Genomic DNA, 21,571 nt, shown 5'->3' on the forward strand with positions numbered 1-21,571 from the left:
AGCCCCGTCCACGGCGCACCCGGGCAAGATGTTCTGCCTTGTCAGGGCCTCGACGAGTGGGTTACCCACTGGTTAAGGTGCGCCGACGGACAACCATGACGGACGAGGAGGGTGCAGTGACCGGGACGGACAACACAGTCGCCGACGACGACGCACTGTATGTGCTGACCGCGGTCCTGCTGACCCCCGCGCAGTTCCCGAGCGTTCTCGGCGACGACTACCCGGCCGCGTGCGCGGCGCTCGGCCTCCAGCCGTACGCCGGAGGATTCGGCCTGGTCATGGGCCAGGACGGCGACGGGGCCAGGTGGACCGTCGTCGTCGATGACGTGTCCCTGGTGGCCGTGGCGATAGCGTCCTGGGACTGCGGCATGGAGTACGACCTGTCGCCCGACGACCGCACGGTGGTCTGCGCTCTCCCCGGCTGGCCGCTCGCCGTGGCGATCGCCGCGCCGGGCGTGCCTGCCCCGCACGACCCGGCGCCGGATCCCGGGGCGGAGGGCGGGGATCTGCCGCCGCTGGCTCCACCGGACACCGATGAGTGGGGCCCGGCCCAGCGTCGCCTCGGCGCGGACGCGATCGCCTTGCAGTGGGCGGTCTGGCGCGAACAGATCGACGACGAGACCACGTTCGTGCCGGCGGGCGGCGGGGGCACGGGGGGCGAGGGCGCCGTCGGGGGCGACGGTGCCGCGTCAGGCGCGGACGGTGGGAACGGTACGGATACGGGTTCCCGCGCCGCCGAGGACAACAGCACCGCAGACGGCGAGGACGCCGCGGAGAGCGAAGGTGCCGCCGAGCACAGCGCTTCCTCCGATAGGCATCCCGGTGTCAGGCGGGCTCTCGCCGAAGCCCACGCCTATGTCGATGCCCCGCCGCCGCCCGGACGGGTCCGTTCCTCGTTCGCCCCCGGGGACGCCCGGACGATCCGTGCCGACGGCCCCGGCTGGTCCATGGTGGCCAGGACCGACGACATCGCCTTCCTGCTGCTGGACGAGATACCGGGCGAGATACTGCCGGTCGGGCGCGGCACGGAACTGCCCGGTCTGCTCAAGGCCCTGGACGCACTGGCCGTACGGCCCTCCTGAGACGCCCGGACTCCGGTGCCGTCACCGGCACCGGAGCCGGGGCCCGGAGGCACCGATCCGGAGCGCTGGGCCCGGATCGGGGAGGACCGCATCGCTCAGCGGCCGATCTCCTTGCGAGTGATTCTGCGGAGCCTGCGCCGCTGGCTGGGATCCAGTACCAGATAGGCGATCGCGGGGACTCCGATGAGCACCAGCAGTGACAGCCAGAACCCGATGAACGGCATCAGGACGACTGCGACGACAACTCCCCCGATGGCGATCTTTGCGCTGTTCGACATCGTCCACGCCTCCTTCGCGGCCAGTGGCCGCTCCTGCTGTGAGAACGCCTGTGCGTGCTCATCGGTTCCAGCCTGCCCGAACCCGTCGGGAACGGTCACCTGAGCGGCGCGCCGACCTCGTGCATGTGGTCGAGGGCCTGGCGGTAGGACTCGATGAGTCCGGTCTCCGCGTACGGCATGCCGAGAGCCTCGCAGTGGCCCTTGACCAAGGGCTGCGCCAGCCGCAGATGCGGCCGGGGCATGCTCGGGAAGAGGTGGTGCTCGATCTGGTAGTTGAGCCCGCCGAGGAACCAGTCGGTGAGGACGGCGCCCCGTACGTTGCGTGAGGTGAGGACCTGGCGCTGCAGGTGCCCCCAGCGGTCGCCGTCGGGGTCGGGCATCTCCATGCCCTTGTGGTTCGGGGCGAAGGCCATGCCCAGGTGGAGGCCGAAGAGCGCGTGGTGCACGAGCGCGAAGACGACGGCCTTTCCGGGCGACATGACGGTGAGCAGCAGCGTGGCGTAGAGGCCGAGGTGTGCGACCAGGAGCAGGGCGGAGAGGACACGCTCACGGGCGGGCTGCTGTCGCAGGTACTGGAAGCCGGAGATCTTCAGGGCGATGCCCTCCAGGAGCAGCATCGGGAAGAACAGCCGGGCCTGGTTGCGGGTGAGCCAGCGGGCGAAGCCCTCGCGCTGTGCGGCCTGCTTCTGGGTCCAGACGAGGGCGCCGACGCCGACGTCCGGGTCCTTGTCCACATGGTTGGGGTTGGCGTGGTGGCGTACGTGCTTGTCGTTCCACCACGCTTCGTTCATGCCGAGGAGCAGATTGGCGTGCACCAGGCCGATGGCCCGGCTCGCCCGGCGGTCACCGGATATCTGGGCGTGTCCGGCGTCGTGCCCGACGAACGCGGTGCGGGACCAGAAGACGGCGAGGGGCAGAGCGAGGAGCAGGGTCCACCAGGTGTTGCCGAGGAGGAACATTCCCGTGATCACGGCGCCCAGGGCGAGCAGATTCGCGGTGATGCCCGCCGCGTACCAGCCGGTGCGGCGTTCGAGGAGTCCCTGTCCCTTGACGGCCCGCAGCAGAGGCGCGAAGTCACTTCCTGTACTTCCGGCACTTCCGGCACTGTCACGGGTTCGTTCCGCGACGGTGATTGCGGCCTGAGGCATGATGTCTCCGGTCTTAAAGGGTGCGCTAGAAGTGCGCTGACCTGATGAAACGTACGGGTCGCAGATGTATAGCAGCCATGGAGCCACCACCCGAGGTTTCCTGGTGCCAACCCCCTCATTCCGGAGGGGGGCTGGCTACACCTGGCCGACATACCGGACTCAGGTGTGTGAGGTGAATCACGTGACGACTAGCCCCGCCGCCGGATGCGATGGAGTACCCTCGGCGACCTCAGCCAACTAGTCAAATTTGAGGAATCTGACATCGCTGTGCACAGCCTCCCCGCAGCAACGCCCTCCGAGATCTCCGCACTCGCCGGCTGTTCGGTGGTGTTCCTGCCCGCGGATCCTTCCCGGACCGGACGCGTCGCCTTCTGGTGCCCCGACGGTAGCAGCCCGCCCGATGCCCCCGGGACCGTCGAGGGCCTGACCGTGACCGGCTCCGACGGCCGGCCGTACGAGGTACCGGCGCGACTGCTGCCCGTACGGGACGCCCTGCCGGTACTGACCCGCGCGCGGGCCTCGGCACACGCCTCGCCGGCGGCCTCCTTCTGGGGCGCCGCTGGGCTGTTGGCCCTTCAGTTCACCGCGCGTGGGCTGCTGTTGCCTGGGCTGAGCGCCACGGATCACGACGCGTGGCGGGCCGGACCGCTCACGGCCGACGACCAGGCCCGGATCCGCGCACTGGCCGCCTCCATGCCGCCAAGTGCCCACGCGGTGCCGCTCGATGCGACGGCTGAGCCCCTACTGCTACCCGAACCGGACTGGCTGGTACGGGAGTTCCTCGACGCGGTCGCCGACGGACTGCCGCGCACACCCGCGGCGGCCCTCGCCACCGGCGCCCCGGCGTTCGCCGCGGACGCTCCGCGGCGGCTGCCCGACCAGCGGGCCTGGGTCGCCGATGTCGCGGCCGGGCACGACGCGGGGGTCAGGCTCTCGCTGCGCGTGGAGGTGTCCGGACTCGACCGGACCTACGAGGCGTCCGGGGGACAGCTGTCCGGCCCCTCCTTCCGTGTGGTTCCGCAGATCCACAGCGTCAGCGACCCCACCCTGGTCACCGACGCCGCCACGATCTGGACGGGCAACGGGCCGGTCGCTGCCGCCCTCGGGCCGAAGGCCCGGATGGACGCCCTGCTGATGCTGCGCCGGGCCGCCCGCGCCTGGCCGCCCCTGACCCCGCTGCTGTCGGCGGCCGTGCCCGACGCCGTGGAACCGGCCGACGAGGAGATCTCCGAACTGCTCGGCCCCGCCGCACGGGCCCTGGCCGCGACGGGCGTGCAGGTGCACTGGCCCAGGGAGCTGGCCCGCAAGCTCACGGCACGCGCCGTGATCGGACCGCCCGACGACGAGGACGGCGAGGGCGGGCCGGACGATTCCCGGGAGCCTCGGCGTACCGAGTCGGACACCGCACCGCTGCTGTCCGCGGACGCCCTGCTCGCGTTCGACTGGCGGTTCGCGCTCGGTGACCAGAAGCTCAGCCGCGCCGAGCTCGACCGGCTGGCCGAGGCGGGCCGGCCACTGGTGCGGCTGCGCGACCAGTGGGTGCTGATCGATCCCGACGAAGCGCGTCGCGCCCGCGAGACCCAGGACCGCAAGGTCACTCCGATCGACGCACTCGGCGCGGTGCTGACCGGCTCCACCGAGATCGACGGCCGCCGGGTCGAGGTCCGGGCGACCGGCTGGCTGGAGACGCTGCGGCAGCGGGTCGCCGATCCGGAGTCCCGGCCGGCGCAGGGCGGGCAGCCGACGCTCGGTCAGCCCGCGGCGCTCACCGCGACGTTGCGCGACTACCAGCTGCGTGGCCTGAACTGGCTGCACACGATGACCTCGCTCGGACTCGGCGGCTGTCTCGCCGACGACATGGGGCTCGGCAAGACCATCACCCTGATCGCGCTGCATCTGCACCGGCAGACCATCGAATCGGCCGCGGGCCCCACCCTGGTGGTGTGCCCGACGTCCCTGATGGGCAACTGGCAGCGAGAGATCGAGAAGTTCGCGCCGGGCACCCCGGTGCGCCGATTCCACGGCGGCTCGCGAAGCCTGGAGAACCTGGCGGACGGCGAGTTCGTCCTCACCACGTACGGGACGATGCGGCTGGACACACCGAAGCTCGCCGCCACCCGGTGGGGCATGGTCGTCGCCGACGAGGCGCAGCACGTGAAGAACCCGTACTCGACGACGGCCAAACAGCTGCGTACGATCGGTGCGCAGGCCCGCGTCGCCCTCACCGGCACCCCCGTGGAGAACAACCTCTCCGAACTGTGGGCGATCCTCGACTGGACGACCCCCGGCCTGCTCGGCCGGCTCGGCACCTTCCGTACCCGGTACGCGCGTGCGGTGGAGGGCGGCAGCGACCCCGCGGCGGCCGAGCGGCTCGGCGCGCTGGTGCGTCCGTTCCTGCTGCGCCGGCGCAAGTCGGATCCGGGCATCGCTCCGGAGCTGCCGCCGAAGACCGAGACGGACCGCGCGGTCTCCCTGACGGCCGAGCAGACGGGCCTGTACGAGGCGGTGGTACGGGAGACGCTCGCGGCGATCGCCGCCGCCGACGGCATCGCCCGGCGGGGCCTGGTGGTGAAGCTGCTGACCGCGCTCAAACAGATCTGCAACCATCCGGCGCAGTACCTCAAGGAGGAGGAGCCGCAGATCGCCGGCCGTTCGGGAAAGCTGGAGCTGCTCGACGAACTGCTCGACACCATTCTCGCGGAGGGTGCGGCTGTTCTGGTGTTCACCCAGTACGTGCAGATGGCCCGGCTCCTCGAACGGCACCTGGCGGCACGCGGGGTCCGTACCCAGTTCCTGCACGGCGGCACTCCGGTCGCCGCGCGGGAGTCGATGGTGAACCGATTCCAGGCGGGCGAGGCCCCGGTCTTCCTGCTGTCGCTCAAGGCGGCCGGAACCGGTCTCAACCTCACCCGGGCGGGCCATGTGGTGCACTTCGACCGCTGGTGGAACCCAGCGGTCGAGGCTCAGGCCACCGACCGCGCGTACCGCATCGGTCAGACCCAGCCGGTGCAGGTGCACCGGCTGATCGCGGAGGGAACCATCGAGGACCGGATCGCCGACATGCTGGCCCGCAAGCAGGGGCTCGCGGACGCGGTCCTCGGTTCCGGCGAGAGCGCCCTGACCGAACTCAGCGATGCGGAACTGGCCGACCTGGTGGAGCTGCGAGGGGGCGCACGATGAGTGACGGATACGGGCCGGATGCCTACGAGCCGGATGCCTACGAGCCGGATGGGTACGCCCACGACGGATACGCCGACCGGTACGAGGGCGACGAGCAGGACGACACGGCGCCCTCGGCCCCCGCGCAGGAACGCACCTTTGCCGCCCTGCCGCCCCCGAGCGGCCGGGGTTTCGCCCATTCCTGGTGGGGCCGGGCGTGGCTGAAAGCGCTGGAGGACACCGCGCTGGACGGTCAGCAGCTCAAGAAGGGGCGCCGGCTCGCCCGTGAGGGCCGGGTCGGTGTCGTGTCCGTGCGACCGGGCCGGATCACCGCCGTGGTCCAGGACCGGGACGCGGGCGCGTACCGCAGCGACGTGCTGCTCCAGGAGCTGAGCGAGGAGGAGTGGAACCGGTTCCTGGACATGGCGGCCGACCGCGCCGGGCATATCGCCGCGCTGCTCGACCGGGAGATGCCGCCGCATCTGGTCGAGGACGCCTCCGCGGCGGGCGTGGAGTTGCTTCCGGCCATCGGTGACCTCGATCCTGAGTGCACCTGCGAGGCCTGGGACCACTGCCCGCACACCGCCGCCCTCTGCTATCAGGTGGCGCGGCTGCTGGACCAGGACCCGTTCGTCCTGCTGCTGATGCGGGGACGCGGCGAGCGACAGTTGCTCGACGACCTCCAGGTGCGGATCACCGCCCGCGCCGCGGGCCACGGACCTTCCGGGCCCGCCGACGCCTCCGCACCGGGGTCCCGGGAGCGGGGTGTGCGCGGGGTTCCGGCAGCGGAGGCCCACGCCGCCGGCGACGCCCTTCCGCCGCTGCCCCCGCTCCCCGGGCTTCCCGCCGAGGCCGGTGTGTCACCCTCGCTGGACACGGAGACCGATCCGGAGCCCGGCGTGGACCCGACGGCACTGGAGATGCTGGCGACGGACAGCGCGGCGCGTGCGCACCGGATGCTCGCGGACGCCCTGGCCCCGGGCCACGAACTGCAGCCCCTACCGGTCGGGCTGACACCGGAACAGGACGCGGTGCGGCTGGCCGCGGACGCGCGTCCCGTGCCGTGGATCGCGTCCCGGCTGGCGACCGGGTCGGGGCGCGCACCGGCCGGCCTGCGGATCGCCGTACGTGCCTGGCAGTACGGCGGCCCCGCGGCGCTCTCCGTGCTCGACGAGCAGTGGACCCCGGACGCGGCCTCGCTGGCCCATGCCAGGTCGCGGCTCGCCGTCGCCTGGGAGGAGGACGAGGCACCCCGGCTGCGGGCCGAGCACAACCGCTGGACGTCGGTGGACGGCACGGTCCAGCTCCGCTACGGACGGGACGGGCGCTGGTATCCGTACCGCAAGGAGAGCGGGCGGTGGATCCCGGCCGGTCCCCCGGACGACGATCCGGCGGCGGCCCTGGCCGACGCGGACCAGGCCGAGGTCTGACGGCGGCGCACCGGCGGGCGGTGCGGGGGCGAGCGCTTCTCCCCCGCACCGCCGTCGCGGTCCCCAGGAACGGCAGCGCACCGACCGGGCGGCCTGCGAGTCCCTCGGAGCGCCCCGGTAGTCCGCTGACCGTCGCCCCGCGCCGCTGAGTGCCTCTGAGTGCTTCTGAGCGCCGGGACTGTCCCGGCGGGGCACGGGGAGACCGGAAAACCGCCACCGTCCCCGGCTTCCAGGGTGGGCAGAGTGGTCCAACAGCCCTCACACCGAGGTGATTTCGGGCTCCTGCCGTCTTCCGTCACCCGTGCGGCGCCCGTACGGTAAGGTCCGCGAGCCGATCGGCCGTGCATCGGACAACACATTCCGGTCATCGGACATGAGGGAGTTCCCGGATGTCGGGGGAATCGGTTGGCGGCCCCTCCCCCACGAGGACCTGCTGCCGCAGACGCCCGAGCCGTTCTCCTGGATCCGTCCGCACCGGCCCCCTCTCGCCTCTCCCACTCCCCCACACACAGCTGGAGTTCACATGCACCGGAGAAGGATTCTTCAGGGCGCCGCTGCCGCGGCCGCGGCAGCGTTGCTCCCTGCCTCCGCACGGGCGGCTGCGGCGACCGCGGGCGACACGGACTATCCGTCGGCCCACTGGGTGCCGGCATCGACGTCCAACTACACTGTTTCGACGCGCCCTTCGGCGTATCCCGTGCAGTATGTGATCATCCATGTCACCCAGGAGACGTTCTCCGACGCGGTCGCGATCTTCCGGAATCCGGCGAAACAGGTCTCCGCGCACTATGTGGTGCGCTCGGTGGACGGGTACATCGACCAGTGCGTCCGGGAGCAGAACATCGCCTGGCACGCGGGTAACTGGGACTACAACACCCGGAGCATCGGCATCGAGCACGAGGGCTATGTGGACCAGCCCGCGTACTTCACCGACGCCATGTACGAGAAGTCGGCACTGCTGACCGCCTCGGTCTGCGACCGCTACGGCATCCCCAAGGACCGCGCGCACATTCTCGGCCACGCACAGGTCCCGGGCGCCGACCACACCGACCCGGGCCCGAACTGGGACTGGGTCCGGTACATCCGCCTCGTCAACCTGCTCGGCACCGCCTGACCGGTGTCCGGGTCCGGCCCTTCCGACTGCTCTCCGCACCACGGTTGTCGCAGACGGCCGCTGCGACGACGATGGGGGTGTACGGCACCCCTGGACGGGAGGGTGAGTTGACGGACCCCTGGTTGGCCCTGGCGGCCGATACGGACCCCGGTGAACGGCTCGGCGAGCTGCGGCACGCACATGAGGTGTTCACCGCGGCCGGCCGCCTGGAGCGACCGGTCCGCCCGGTGGTCGGCGAGTCCTGGCGCCGCTCGGCGCGGGCCCGTGTCTGCCCGGACGGCGCGGCCCTGCTCGATCTGGACGCCGACGATGTCGGACCGTACCGCGAGTCCCATCCACTCGCCCGCACCATGCCGGTGATCCGGGAGCTGATGAGCGCCTACGCGACGGACGGCGAACACCTCCTGGCGGTGTGCGACGCCCACGGCAGACTGCTGTGGGTCGAGGGACACCCGGTAACCAGACGGCGTGCCGGGCGGATGAACTTCGTTGAGGGCGCCCGCTGGGCGGAATCCGTCGCCGGGACCAACGCGCCGGGAACGGCCATCGCCGTGGACCGCCCGGTCCAGGTGTTCGCGGCCGAGCACTTCCTGCGTCCGGTGCAGCAGTGGACGTGCGCGGCCGCGCCCCTGCACGACCCGCACACCGGACGCGTGCTGGGCGCGGTCGACATCACCGGCGGAAACGGGCTCGCGCATCCTCACAGCCTGGCCTTCGTGCAGGCCGTCGCCCGCGCCGCCGAATCCCAACTGGCCCTGCTCGCCCCGTCCCCGGCCGCCGGAACGGTACGGCTGACCGCCCTCGGCAGGGGACGAGGCGCTGCTGATCGTGGATGGCCGGGCGCTCCGCCTCAGCCGGCGGCACAGCGAGATCATGGTCGCGCTGGCCCGGCGCCCCGAGGGCATCGGAGGCGAGGAACTCCTCGTCGAACTGTACGAGGACGAGTCGGTCACCCCGGTGACGCTGCGGGCCGAACTCTCCCGGCTGCGCCGTCTGCTCGGCCCCGATCTGCTGCTCTCCCGCCCCTACCGTCTCGCCTCCCCCGTCGACGCGGACTTCGACACCGTTGCGCGCCGACTGGCCTCGGGTGCTGTGGCCGCGGCGCTGAGTGCCTATGCGGGGCCTCTGCTGCCCGGTTCGCAGGCACCGTCGGTGGTCCGGCTGCGGCGCCGGCTCGGCGATTCACTGCGGGCCGCGCTGATCGCGCGCGGCGATCCGGGGCTGCTGGCGGACTGGGCGTCCAGCCCGTGGGGCGAGGACGACCTCCCAGCGTGGCAGGCCCTGGCCGCGGCCGTGCCGGCAGCGCAGCGGCCCGCCCTGCTGGCCCGTGCAAGGACGCTCGACTCGGAACTGCGTTAGCGCTGTGCCCGGATGGCTTCACCGGCTTCCGCCCGGTGGCGGCGCCTGCGTGGTCTGGATGGGCGAGTTGCGTCCGCCCAGGTGCGGGGAGGCACGGTGGCGCCACCAGCGACGGTCCGCAGACTGACCGATCAGGAGAGGCGGAAGCTGCCGCAGACTGCGCGGCAGAGCACCACCGGCACGGTGCGCTACCGGCGGGCGATGGTACTGCCCGGCCTGGGCCGGTGGGAACACCGTGCCGGTGATCGCGAAGCCGGTGGCCGGGAACGAGGACACGGTGCGCGATGTCGTCTCACTCCCCTCACCCCAACTACTCGGTCCAGAAAGGGAACTCCACCACTGTCTGCGCCGGCGCTGCGCTCAGGCCCGCCATCCCGACGTCCTCGCCGCCCAGCACCGCGAGCGCGCACGCATCCGCGGCGAGAACGCTATGGGCCGGCGCCGTCCCAACCGGCAACCCGGCGAACCCATTCGGCACTGACCGCCCGCCCCCGGTACGCAACGGGGTTGCAACGTCGCGCTGCCTAGCCTCGCGCCGAGGGCCGTCCAACGGCGGGCGGCACCGGATCCGGGAGGCCACAGAGATGACCCGTTACGCTGCGCCGGGCACCGAGGGCGCGATCGTCTCGTACGAGTCGCGCTACGACCACTGGATCGGTGGCGCCTACGTACCGCCGGCCCGGGGCCAGTACTTCGAGAACCCGAGCCCCGTCAACGGCCGCCCGTTCACCGAGATCGCCCGCGGCACCGCCGAGGACGTCGAGCTGGCCCTGGACGCGGCACACGCCGCGGCACCGGCCTGGGGTGCCACGTCGGCGGGCGACCGGGCCTCGGTCCTGAACCGGATCGCGGACCGGATGGAGGCTCATCTGGAGGAGCTCGCCGTCGCCGAGAGCTGGGAGAACGGCAAGCCGGTAAGGGAGACCCTGGCGGCCGACATTCCGCTGGCCATCGACCACTTCCGCTACTTCGCGGGCGCGCTGCGCGCCCAGGAGGGCTCGCTCAGCCAGCTCGACGAGGACACCGTCGCCTACCACTTCCACGAGCCGCTCGGCGTCGTCGCGCAGATCATTCCGTGGAACTTCCCCATTCTCATGGCCACCTGGAAGCTGGCGCCTGCCCTCGCGGCGGGCAACGCGGTGGTCCTCAAGCCGGCCGAGCAGACCCCCGCGTCCATCCACTTCTGGCTGAGCCTGGTGGCGGACCTGCTTCCGGCGGGCGTCGTGAACATCGTCAACGGCTTCGGCGCGGAGGCCGGCAAGCCACTGGCGTCCAGCCCGCGCGTCGCGAAGATCGCGTTCACCGGGGAGACCACGACGGGGCGGCTGATCATGCAGTACGCCTCGGAGAACATCAAGCCGGTGACCCTGGAGCTGGGCGGCAAGTCGCCGAACATCTTCTTCGACGACGTCTGGTCGGCCGACGACGACTTCCGCGACAAGGCCCTCGAAGGCTTCACCATGTTCGCCCTCAACCAGGGCGAGGTCTGCACCTGTCCTTCGCGCGCGCTGATCCAGCGCGGCCACTACAGCGAGTTCCTGGAGGCGGGCATCGCCCGCACCGAACAGATCGTGCCGGGCCACCCGCTGGACACGGACACGATGATCGGCGCCCAGGCCTCCAACGACCAGCTCCAGAAGATCCTCTCGTACCTGGACATCGGCCAGCAGGAAGGTGCGAAGATCCTTACGGGCGGCAAGCGGATCGAGTACGACGGGGAGCTGGCGGGCGGCTACTACGTACAGCCGACGATCTTCGAGGGCGACAACCGGATGCGGGTCTTCCAGGAGGAGATCTTCGGCCCGGTCGTCGCCGTCACGTCCTTCTCGGACTTCGACGACGCGATCCGCACCGCGAACGACACCCTGTACGGGCTCGGGGCAGGCGTCTGGACCCGCGACACGAACACCGCGTACCGGGCGGGCCGGGCCATCCAGGCAGGCCGGGTCTGGATGAACTGCTACCACGCGTACCCGGCCCACGCCGCGTTCGGCGGGTACAAGCAGTCCGGGATCGGCCGGGAGAACCACAAGATGATGCTGGAGCACTACCAGCAGACAAAGAATCTTCTCGTGTCGTACTCGCCGAAGAAGCTCGGCTTCTTCTAAAGACACAAAGGAAGGCGCCTGACCCGGGACTTTTCCCGGCAGGCGCCCTACTTCCGCGGTTCGCCTGGTCTTGTACGCCGTCCGGGAACTTTGCGTAATATCGGAAGAGGACTCCGATGCTCTGCCCGACGCGCGCATTCAGCTGGATCAACGCCGGAGTACAGCCCGAACGAGATCCCGGCGTGGCGCAAATGACCTCCGCCGGGCGCATGGCCGCGTAGTACATACAACCGAAGAACGCCTCCAGATGAGGGCCGCGCCCCCGCTGCTGGGCAACGCCGCCAAGGAGCCGGGCAACCTGCGCCGGATTGGGTGTCGCTGCGGGATCCACCTCGTCGTTGACTGCTGGGGTTGTCCATCGGATCCCTATGAGGGGACTACCGGGGAAGTATCTTTTCTCGACTGCCGTGTTGAGCACTTCGCTGAAGGCGGCACGCTAACAGCGGGCCGTTTTGGCAGCAGCGGCCTTTCCGTCCAGCTTGCGGCCCCAGGCCCGGTGTGCCGCGCAAGATCACCGACGCGGATGTCGAGCGGGTGATCGTCAAGACTCCGGAAGAACGGCCGGCGAATGCCACCCACTGGTCAACACGGTCGATGGCACAGGCGACGGGGATGTCACAGTCGGCGATCTCGCGGATCCGGCGGGCCTTCGCCCTGGCCCCGCACCGGTCCGAGACCTTCAAGCTGTCCACCGATCCGCTGTTCATCAACAAGGTCCGCTACGTGGTCGGCCTCTACCTCGACCCGCCGGAGAAGGCCCTCGTGCTGTGCGTGGACGAGAAGTCGCAGATCCAGGCCCCGGACCGGTCCCAGCCGGTACTGCCGATGATGCCCGGGGTTCCCGAACGCCGCAGCCACGACTACATCCGCGCAGGCACCACCACCTTCTGTTCCCCGGACCGGCCGCGACTGGATGCGGCGGTCGGCGTCCGGCCTTAGTCAACCTCGCGCCAGATCACTCAGCACTTCCCGGGCGGCCCGCGCGCCCGACGCCAGCGCGCCTTGCACGGAACCGGTCGCACGGTGGTCCCCGCAGACGTACCTGCCCGGTGAGAAGCGCGTCGTACGGCTCAGCGGCCAAGGTGGTTCCATCGCGGGCAGGGCCCTCTCGACTGTGTGCACGGCGACCTGCTGCCAGCCGCTCGTGTCGGTGCCGTAGAGGTCGGCCAGCCGTGGGAGCACGACCCCGTCCGCGCCGGATTGCTCGGCGCCCAGTACGGAACTGGAGACGAGCGCGGTACCTGGCGGAGCATAGGTGGGCGCGACCTCCGTGAGCACGCAGGTGTTCAGCACCGGTCCAGTGCTGTCCAACACTAGGGTCGGCTCCGCCAGGGGTGTCCTCGCCACTGCGTGGTAATACGTCGTCACCGTCCGGCCCTCCGGCACGGGCAGGCCGGGCAGCAGGCGTGCCGCCGCAGCAGCCTCCGCCGCCACCACGACGGATCTGGCCGGCAGTTCACTGCCATCCGCCAGTAGGACCCCCGATGCAGTGACTCCAGCGACCGGTGTCTCCCGCCGAAGGACGCCGTCAGGGAGACCGTCTGCCAGCTGGGCGGGTACGGCGCCAATGCCGCCGGCCGGCAGGCAGAGCGTTCCCCGGATCATGCTCCGCAGAACCAGATGGAAGAAACGGGCGGAGGTCTCCAGCCGGTCTTCGAGAAACACACCGGCCAGAAACGGCCGCAGGACTTCCGTGACCGCCTTCGCCGACAGCCCTGCGCGGGACAAGGCGTCGGCCGTGGAAAGGTCCGGCCGTCTTTTGAGGCAATCGGCGGGCAGGAGGGTGTCTCGCGCGATGAGCGCCGCCATCGCGGCCAGGTCCCGCACGGACAGAACCCTGCCGGGCATCAGCGTTCCGGCCTTCTCCGGCCTCCGAGTCGGGTCGGCGAGAGACACGGGCCCCGTCGACGTATGCACGATGATGCCCGGGGTGAAGGGCCGCAATCGCAGGCTCCGCAACTCCACGCGCCGCTTCACCTGTGGATAGGCGGTGTTGAACACCTGGAATCCGCGGTCCAGCAAGAACCCGTCCACCCGATCCGTGCGCATACGGCCCCCCACGCCGTCGGACGCCTCAAGAAGCGTCACCTGCTGCCCGGAGCGGCACAGATCCAGAGCGCAAGCCAGGCCGGCAAGGCCCGCACCGACGACGATGATGTCCGGAGTCCGGCGATGTTGAGTGTTCATGTTCCTCTTCCTCCGGCGCGGACCTCTGTACATCGTGAGCTGATACTCCGGCTTGCTCTTCAACCTGTTGAATCACACCTGAGGCGCTCCCGCGCAAAATGCGCCGCGCACGACGCGTCGTACGCGAGGGAGGGCCGAACCTCACAACTCCACCCGAACATGTTCCGCCCGTCGAATCCAGGCGCCACTGCGATCAAGCAGACGGCAGCCGACAGGCTGTCACCGAGCACCACCGACTCCACTCTTCGCACCGTCTCCGTGGATGACGTCCCTCATCCACGGGCTGTGAGGAGGCGCCCGTCACTCGTCAGTCGAAACGGCCTGCGTCCGATGATCGCGCACAGGGAAGGAGCACAATCGTGAGCAGTCGGGCAGTCCGCGCACGGAACACGATGTGACACCACCAGGAGTCGTAGTGATCAAGGTCGAACGAGTCATGCACTCAAACCGAACGCGCGACGAGATCGTGGCCTACATGGCCGACTTCTCCCACGCCGAACAGTGGGACCCTGGCACCATCACCTGCCGACAGGTCAATGCCAATGATCCGGTGGAGGTGGGCACGGAGTGGCTCAATGTGTCCTCGTTCCGCGGACGACGCACAGAGCTTCGCTACGAATTGACGCGGATGAGCAACGAGCGGCTCACCTTCGTCGGGCGCAACAAGACCGCGACATCGACGGACGACCTGCACTTCGAACCGCACCCTGGCGGCACCCGTATCACCTACGGCGCGCAGGTCGAGTTCCACGGGATCGCGCGACTGGCGACCCCCCTCCTGAAGAGGGAGTTCGGGCGTTTGGGGGATGAGGTCTCCCAACAGCTTCCGGCAGCGCTCCAACGGGCCTTGGGTCCCTCCGCACCCGGTTCGCAACAGCCCTGACCGGGCAGTCCAACTCCTCGTCTGTCAGAGACATCACGTGTGGGGAGGTGTAGCCGGCCAGATCACAGAGCGAATATGCGGGCGATGAACAAGGCGGCGATGAGAACCGCGCCAAAGACGATGAGCCCCAGCCAGATCCATGGGTGCTCCCACATGCCGCCGTCCGCGCGCTCTTCATGCGCTTCGGCGATGCAGCCCTCGACGGGAGGCGTCTCTCCGGGTTGTACGAGGTGTTCAGCCATGGTTCAAGCGTGGTGCCATACACCCGTTTGCGCATCTCCAGACCGCCTCGGCCGGCAGCCGACGGCGGTGGAGCGTCGCTCACCGCCGGGGGAAGGTGCAGCCGATTCGGCTTGCGGTGGTTTATCTGTTGTTGCGTGGCAGGGGGTGCACCACCAGTTCGCGCGGCTCCCGGGCCCACCCGGGCCGGGCGGACATCTCCTCCATGGAGTACAGCGCGCAGAGGCTGTCGGACACGCCGATGTGGGCCAGCAGCGAGTCCGCCGACAGGTCGCCCCACGTCCCTTTGCCGTCCGGCCGTCGGACGCGGATCGACACCACCGCATGATCGTGAAGCAGTGGCCTCGACTCGGCCGCTCTGGACTCGTAGTGCCGGAACACCGCGACGGTCAACCCGTGCCGGATCAGCTTGCGACGCTTGCCGCCGCTCCCCCTCCGGATCTGCGCGACGACTCCCCCACCCACGCCGGCGTCATGTCCACGAAGATGTCCTGGCACAGCTCCGTCCCCCGCCAGCACTCGTGCCGAACGGCTGGACCATCAGTTCTCCAACATCACTCACCTCAAGGCTCACACGAGTTATCAGCTCAGTACGTTGGTGGCGCTGACCCAGATGGTGGCGGAACGCGCCCAGGAGGCCCAGGACGGCCGCGCACCTACCGCGGTGGCGCACGGCACGTGACCAGCTCACGCATCGGCCGCGCAGGCCTGCCGGGGCCCTGCCGATGAAGCTGTGGGCCGAATCCGGCAAAATCGGTGGGTACAGTCGGCGTGCCTTGCCCAGGTGCCGAGGGGCGAGGTGACATAGAGTCCCCCGCTTCCCGGCCGGCCAAGGAGATTTTCATGACGAGTACGCAGGAGTGCCCGGTTTCGGAACCGGAGGCGGCGGCACTGTCCGGCGAGGACCGTAGTCGGCTGATACGGCGGCGTCTGGAGCGGCTGATCGGGATCGCCGCGACGGAGGGTAACGCACTGATCCCACTGCGTAATGGTGATGAGATCTTCGCGGCGATGCTGGCGAGCGTGCGCAGTGCGGAGTACACGATCGACATGATGACGTTCGTGTACTGGAAGGGCGAGGTGGCCCGGGAGCTCGCTACCGCGCTGGCCGAGCGGGCCGGGCAGGGCGTGCGTGTGCGGCTGCTGCTGGACGGGTTCGGCAGCCGACTGATCGAGAAGGATCTGCTCGATCTGATGGAGCAGGCCGGCGCGCAAGTTGCGTGGTTCCGCAAGCCGCTGCTGCTCTCGCCCCTCAAGCAGAATCACCGCTGCCACCGCAAGGTGCTCGTTGTGGACGAGGCTACGGCCTTCACGGGCGGGGTGGGGATCGCCCAGGAGTGGTGCGGGGATGCCCGCAACGAGAACGAGTGGCGCGATACCCATGTCCAGGTGCGCGGGCCCGCGGTGGATGGACTGGCCGCCGCGTTCGCCCAGAACTGGGCCGAGTGTCACGACGAACTCTTCGACGAGCGGGACCGCTTCATCGACCATGCCCCGCAGGGTGAGGCGGTTGTGCAGGTGGTGCGCGGTTCGGCCAGCTTCGGCTGGCAGGACATGCAGACCCTCCTGCGGGTGATGCTGGAATCCTCCCAGGAGCGTTTCCGCCTGTCCACGGCTTACTTCGCGCCCGACGCCTACTTCATCGAGCTGCTGTGCGCGACGGCCCGAAGAGGCGTTGAGGTGGAGATCCTGCTCCCGGGGCCGCATACCGACAAGCGGGTGTGCCAGCTGGCCGGACAGCACTTCTACGAGGATCTGCTGGCGTGTGGGGTGAAGATCTGGCAGTACCAGCCGACGATGATGCACGCCAAGGTGATCACCGTCGACCGGGTCGCGGCTCTCGTCGGCTCGACGAACTTCAACCGCCGCTCCCTGGACCATGACGAGGAAGTCATGCTCGCCGTCCTGGACGAGGACTTCACCGCCGTGCTGGATGGGCACTTCGAGCAGGATCTGGAAGTGAGTGAGCTGATCGCGTCGGGCCGCTGGAGACGGCGCTCGGCCGTCCAGCGGGTACGAGAAGTGGCCGTCATTCCGATTCGGCGGTTCCTGTAAACCCGAGGTTTGGCGGCCCCCGCCCGTTTCGTCTCCGGCGGCCTTCACGGATATGGCCGGAGTCCGGGCGCTGCGCGATTCGCCCGGTACTTCCGGGGAGGGAGTAGGGCGTGGCCGGGGCGGGCCCCCTCTTCGTAAGGAACCTGCACCTCCAAGGGGCAGTGCCCCGGCCATGCTCGCTTTCCGTACCCTCGCCCGGGTCATGCGCGGAAAGCGGGAACAGACCGCTGCGGGTAAGGCGTTGGGCGGCCGCCGCCACCGGCCGAACCTGAATGCCCTTGCGCGGGTGCGCCGGGGCAGCACGAAAGACGTCAGGGCCCGTGTCATCGAGCCGGTACAGGCCCCTTCGTCGGCTGCGGTCCGGGCTCGCGCATCGTTGGCGGCGAGAGGCGGAGGTTGTTGGTGGGGGCTCGGCCATCGTGGAACCGATGCCGTTGGCGATCTTCGGGCCACAGCGTGCAGGGGCATCCCAAGGTTCCGTCCGGCCTCCTTCATCAGGACGGCCGACGGGTCTCGGGCCTCCTCCTGGGAAACCGCGGTGCGTCGGGGGCGGTCGCGCTCCGGAACTCCGCGACCGGTCCGTGATCACACCAGCGGCGGAAGAAGGGGCGGGCCCGTGGCCGCGTGCTACGTTCACGCCATCGGAGGACCGGGGGCACAGGGTGACGGAAGCAGACAAGCCGCAGCCGGCATCGGGGGTGCGGCTACGGAGGCAGCCCCAGCAGGCACGCAGCCGGGCCCGAGTCGAGGCCATCCTCGCCGCGGCCGACCGGATCCTGTCCCAGGAGGGGTACGAGGCGCTGACGATGCGACGGATTGCCGAGGAAGCCGGCACTCCGGTCGGCAGTATCTACCAGTTCTACGCGGACAAGAGCGCCGTCGTGGACGCGCTGGGCCAGCGGTACCTAGATTCCTTCAAGGCCGCCATTGACGAACTCGTCGAACGTGCGGTCGATGGTGAACTGTCCGACCCGGTCGGCATGATGGTGGACGTCTACGCCGATCTCTTCCGGTCCCAGTCGGGCGGCATGGCCCTGTGGGCCGGGCGGCACCTCAGTCCCGAGCTCGCGCGGGCCGACGAGGCGAGCAACACACACATCGCCGAGGGCCTGCAGCGCATCGTGGAGCACCTGACCGGCGCCCCCGGTGGCGACCGGGCGCACCGGGCGACGCGAATGGTGGTGTGGGCAGCCAACGCCGTGCTGCACGAAGTCTTCAAGAGCGACGGCGAGCCGGACGTGGAAATCGTGGACGAGCTCAGGCGGATGCTAAACGCCTACTGGGAGGACCTGCGCGGTCGGCTGACGGCCGCGGAAGGGTGAACCGGGGCGCTCAGGCGCTCGTTTGACCTCGGGCCGCGCGGCCCGGACCGTGGAGCCGACCGGTCCCGCCGCTGACCAGCCGTACCCCGGGCCGTCGCGGCACGGGCACTCTTCCCGGCCAGGCCCTGCCCGGCAACTGGCGCAGGATCGCGCGCCGTGCACTTCGAGCACCTGACACCTGCGCCCGGCAGGGGCCGGTGGAGCCGCGTCCGACCGCCCGGCGAGCACCGCGGTCACGGCCTGAACATCGGCCGGCAGCCGGATTGAGAGCTACGCGGCCCGCTGGTCGCCAGCCTAGAACATGAACGATAGTTCATGTTACGGTGCGGCCCACCTCGGACTACGTGCCCAAACCGCCAACAGCCCTCCACCATGGGGCTTTTGGTGCGCACAGAGCGTCCGTCAGCAAGACTCCGGAGTCGCGCGGGCGGCCGAACCTGGGCAACTCGCGCATCACCAATGAAGGCAGGCGCCAGTGACGACGAGCTCCACCGATGCCACCCGACTCCCTCGGCTCCCGGCCGACTTCGTCTGGGGCGCCTCGACCGCCGCGTACCAGATCGAGGGCGCCGCCGACGAGGACGGCAAGGGGGCGTCCATCTGGGACACCTTCGTACGGCGCCCCGGCGTCGTACGCGACGGCCACACCGGCGAGATAGCCTGCGACCACCACCACAGGTTCGACGAGGACGTCGCGCTGATGCGCCGGCTCGGGCTCGACGCGTACCGCTTCTCGGTCTCCTGGCCCCGCATCCTGCCGACCGGCGCGGGCGAGGTCGAGCCGCGCGGACTGGATTTCTACGACCGCCTGGTCGACGCGCTGCTCGACGCCGGGATCGAGCCCACGCCCACCCTGTTCCACTGGGACCTCCCGCAGGCCCTGGAGGACGAGGGCGGGTGGCTGAACCGCGCGACCGCCTACCGGTTCGCCGAGTACGCGGCGGTGGTCGCGGAACGGCTGGGAGACCGGGTCAAACGGTGGATCACCCTGAACGAGCCCTTCATCCACATGTCCTTCGGCTACGGCTACGGCGTCCACGCCCCGGGCCGCGCACTGATGCTGGACGCGCTGCCCGTCGCACATCACCAGCTGCTCGCCCACGGCCTCGCGACCGCGGCGCTGCGAGACACCGTTCCAGGGGGGCAGATTTTGATCGCCAACAACTGCACGCCCGTCCGTCTGCGCCATGACGCCCAGCGGCACGAGGACGTGGCGGCGGCCTCCGCCTATGACACCCTGCACAACCGGCTCTTCAACGATCCCCTGCTGATGGGAAGTTATCCCGATCTGTCCGCCTACGGCATGACCGACCCGAGCTGGGGAGGAGTGGTGCACGATGGCGATCTCGCCACGATAGCCGCGCCGTTGGACGGACTGGGCATCAACTACTACAACCCCACCTGGGTCACCGCACCGTCCGACCCTGCCGCCGCGCTGCCCTTCGACCTGGCCGAGCCCGTGGAGCCGTACGAGCGAACCGCGTTCGGCTGGCCGGTGGTTCCCGATGGGCTCACGGAGCTGCTCACCGACCTCAAGGCCCGTTACGGCAACGGACTTCCACCGGTATGGATCACCGAGAACGGCTGCTCGCAGCCGGCCGGACTGCACGACCAGGCGCGCATCGACTACCTCGCCGGACACATCGACGCGATCGCCCTGGCGGTGTCCAGAGGGGTGGACGTCCGCGGCTACTTCACCTGGTCGTTGCTCGACAACTTCGAGTGGGCCGAGGGCTATCACCAGCGCTTCGGCCTGGTCGAGGTCGACTTCAGCACCCGACGTCGCACGCCCCGGGCGAGCTTCGAGTGGTACCGCGGCCTGATCGCCTCCCAGCGGTCCTGAGTAACGGAGCCGTCATGTCCCACGCCTCCACGGCGGACGACGCCGCCGTATTCGCCGAGCCCACCGTCCCGGTCAGGGCCGGCTGGACGGCGAACCTCTCACTGGCCACGCTGGCCGTCTTCATGGCGTTCATGACCCCCATTCAAATCCTGCTGCCACTCCAGTTGGAGCACATCGACCCGCAGGACAAGAACGATGCGCTCTCGCTCGTCACCGGCCTCGGCGCGCTCGTCGCGGTGCTCGCCAACCCGCTCGCCGGCGCGTGGTCGGACCGCACCACAAGCCGGTTCGGCCGCCGCCGGCCCTGGATTCTCGGCGGCGCCCTCGCCGGGGCAGCAGGGTTGTCGTTCACCGCCACCCAGCACACGGTGGCCGGAGTCGCCGTCGGCTGGTGCCTCGCGCAGGCAGGTCTGAACGCGATGCTGGCCGGAGTCACCACCCCGATCGCCGACCGTGTACCGCTGACCCAACGCGCCCAGGTCTCCGGCTGGACCGGCCTCATGCAGTCCTTCGGCCTCGTCCTCGGCGCACTGATCACCACACTGCTGGTCACCGGTGTCCTCTCCGGCTACGTCACCCTCGCCGTGCTCACCGTCGCTCTCGCCCTCCCGTTCACGCTGCGCCACTCAGAGCCGCCACTGCCCCGGGCGCTGCGCCCAGCCTTCGACGCCCGCACGTTCACCCGCTCGCTCTGGGTGAGCCCTCGACGGCACCCCGACTTCGGCTGGGCCTGGCTCACCCGATTCCTGATCAACCTCGGCAACGCCCTCGGCACCCTCTACCTGTTCTACTTCCTCGCCGACGCCGTCCACTACGGCGACCCCGGCACCGGCGTACTGATCCTCACGGTGATCTACACTCTCTGCGCCGCGCTCACGGCCATCCCCGCCGGTGCGCTGTCCGACCGCATCGGACGCCGCAAGGTCTTCGTCGTCCTCTGTTCACTGGTCATGGCCGCAGCGGCGGTACTGCTCTCCCTGCTCCACACCTGGCCGTCCGCCATCATCGCCGCGGCCGTCCTCGGCGCGGGTTACGGCATCTACCTCGCCGTCGACCAGGCCCTGGTCACCCAGGTCCTGCCCGAGGCAACCGACCGCGCCAAAGACCTCGGCGTCATCAACATCGCCAACTCCGGCCCACAGGTCCTCGCCCCCGCCCTCGCCGCGCCGATCATCACCCACCTCGGCGGCTACACCGGCCTCTACACCACCGCAGCCCTGGTCATCCTCGTCGGCGGACTCCTCGTCAACCGCATCCGCAGCGTGGCCTGACGGACGGGGCCCGTCCGGCCGCCCGCATCATTCGGCCCTCAACCGGACGCAAGTGAAGTCGAGTTCACCAAAAATGAGAAATTCTCATGTTT

General features: G+C 69.9%; 15 protein-coding genes and 2 pseudogenes. 12 read left to right on the forward strand and 5 right to left on the reverse strand.

What is annotated here, in order from left to right; all coding sequences use genetic code 11:
• Positions 1-116: 116 nt before the first annotated feature.
• Positions 117-1,082, forward strand: coding sequence for a hypothetical protein (locus ACIO3R_RS10155; RefSeq protein WP_402104962.1), 966 nt, complete (start codon positions 117-119; stop codon positions 1,080-1,082).
• A 95-nt stretch (positions 1,083-1,177) separates the two neighbouring features.
• Here ACIO3R_RS10155 and ACIO3R_RS10160 read toward each other — a convergent pair whose 3' ends face one another.
• Positions 1,178-1,360 (reverse strand): hypothetical protein, encoded by a 183-nt coding sequence (locus ACIO3R_RS10160; protein ID WP_123465650.1) that lies wholly within the window; start codon positions 1,358-1,360, stop codon positions 1,178-1,180.
• A gap of 95 nt (positions 1,361-1,455) precedes the next feature.
• Entirely contained in the window at positions 1,456-2,508 is a 1,053-nt protein-coding gene (locus ACIO3R_RS10165) for a fatty acid desaturase family protein (protein WP_402104963.1), read from the reverse strand.
• 267 nt (positions 2,509-2,775) lie between these two features.
• Here ACIO3R_RS10165 and ACIO3R_RS10170 point away from each other — a divergent pair, with 267 nt between their 5' ends.
• From ACIO3R_RS10170 to ACIO3R_RS10195, 6 genes and pseudogenes are all read left to right on the forward strand, one after another.
• Positions 2,776-5,688: a DEAD/DEAH box helicase gene (locus ACIO3R_RS10170; protein WP_402104965.1), complete on the forward strand. Its 2,913-nt coding sequence runs from the start codon at positions 2,776-2,778 to the stop codon at positions 5,686-5,688.
• Positions 5,685-7,097 (forward strand): SWF or SNF family helicase, encoded by a 1,413-nt coding sequence (locus ACIO3R_RS10175; protein ID WP_402104967.1) that lies wholly within the window; start codon positions 5,685-5,687, stop codon positions 7,095-7,097. Before ACIO3R_RS10170 ends, ACIO3R_RS10175 begins: the two co-directional genes overlap by 4 nt.
• A gap of 523 nt (positions 7,098-7,620) precedes the next feature.
• Positions 7,621-8,211, forward strand: coding sequence for an N-acetylmuramoyl-L-alanine amidase (locus tag ACIO3R_RS10180; RefSeq protein ID WP_385025874.1), 591 nt, complete (start codon positions 7,621-7,623; stop codon positions 8,209-8,211).
• A gap of 107 nt (positions 8,212-8,318) precedes the next feature.
• A pseudogene (locus ACIO3R_RS10185) lies at positions 8,319-9,570 on the forward strand (GAF domain-containing protein).
• A 584-nt stretch (positions 9,571-10,154) separates the two neighbouring features.
• Positions 10,155-11,678: an aldehyde dehydrogenase family protein gene (locus ACIO3R_RS10190; RefSeq protein WP_402104969.1), complete on the forward strand. Its 1,524-nt coding sequence runs from the start codon at positions 10,155-10,157 to the stop codon at positions 11,676-11,678.
• Between the two features lie 486 nt (positions 11,679-12,164).
• Positions 12,165-12,560, forward strand: a pseudogene (locus ACIO3R_RS10195) (IS630 family transposase); the annotation flags it as partial.
• A gap of 57 nt (positions 12,561-12,617) precedes the next feature.
• Here the strand turns inward: ACIO3R_RS10195 and ACIO3R_RS10200 are convergent.
• The gene (locus ACIO3R_RS10200; protein ID WP_402104970.1) at positions 12,618-13,865 is read right to left on the reverse strand and encodes an NAD(P)/FAD-dependent oxidoreductase; all 1,248 of its coding nucleotides are present in this window, start codon (positions 13,863-13,865) and stop codon (positions 12,618-12,620) included.
• A gap of 415 nt (positions 13,866-14,280) precedes the next feature.
• Here ACIO3R_RS10200 and ACIO3R_RS10205 point away from each other — a divergent pair, with 415 nt between their 5' ends.
• Positions 14,281-14,748: an SRPBCC family protein gene (locus tag ACIO3R_RS10205; protein WP_402104972.1), complete on the forward strand. Its 468-nt coding sequence runs from the start codon at positions 14,281-14,283 to the stop codon at positions 14,746-14,748.
• 62 nt (positions 14,749-14,810) lie between these two features.
• On the opposite strand, the gene ACIO3R_RS10210 is transcribed toward ACIO3R_RS10205, so the two are convergent.
• On the reverse strand, positions 14,811-14,990 hold the full coding sequence (locus tag ACIO3R_RS10210) for a DUF6480 family protein (RefSeq protein WP_385025862.1): 180 nt from the start codon (positions 14,988-14,990) through the stop codon (positions 14,811-14,813).
• 121 nt (positions 14,991-15,111) lie between these two features.
• Positions 15,112-15,507, reverse strand: a complete 396-nt coding sequence (locus tag ACIO3R_RS10215) for a relaxase domain-containing protein (protein WP_402104974.1) — start codon at positions 15,505-15,507, stop codon at positions 15,112-15,114.
• A 324-nt stretch (positions 15,508-15,831) separates the two neighbouring features.
• Between ACIO3R_RS10215 and ACIO3R_RS10220 the strand changes: the two genes are divergently transcribed.
• The 4 genes from ACIO3R_RS10220 (at position 15,832) to ACIO3R_RS10235 (ending at position 21,479) form a co-directional block, all read left to right on the forward strand.
• The gene (locus tag ACIO3R_RS10220) at positions 15,832-17,043 is read left to right on the forward strand and encodes a phosphatidylserine/phosphatidylglycerophosphate/cardiolipin synthase family protein (protein ID WP_402104976.1); all 1,212 of its coding nucleotides are present in this window, start codon (positions 15,832-15,834) and stop codon (positions 17,041-17,043) included.
• 662 nt (positions 17,044-17,705) lie between these two features.
• A complete protein-coding gene (locus ACIO3R_RS10225; RefSeq protein ID WP_402104978.1) occupies positions 17,706-18,365 on the forward strand; it encodes a TetR/AcrR family transcriptional regulator in 660 nt (219 codons plus the stop codon).
• 475 nt (positions 18,366-18,840) lie between these two features.
• On the forward strand, positions 18,841-20,208 hold the full coding sequence (locus ACIO3R_RS10230) for a GH1 family beta-glucosidase (RefSeq protein WP_385025850.1): 1,368 nt from the start codon (positions 18,841-18,843) through the stop codon (positions 20,206-20,208).
• 14 nt (positions 20,209-20,222) lie between these two features.
• A complete protein-coding gene (locus ACIO3R_RS10235; RefSeq protein WP_385025846.1) occupies positions 20,223-21,479 on the forward strand; it encodes an MFS transporter in 1,257 nt (418 codons plus the stop codon).
• Positions 21,480-21,571 lie beyond the last annotated feature (92 nt).

The sequence above is a fragment of the Streptomyces sp. NPDC087428 genome, assembly GCF_044744085.1.
GTDB lineage: Bacteria > Actinomycetota > Actinomycetes > Streptomycetales > Streptomycetaceae > Streptomyces.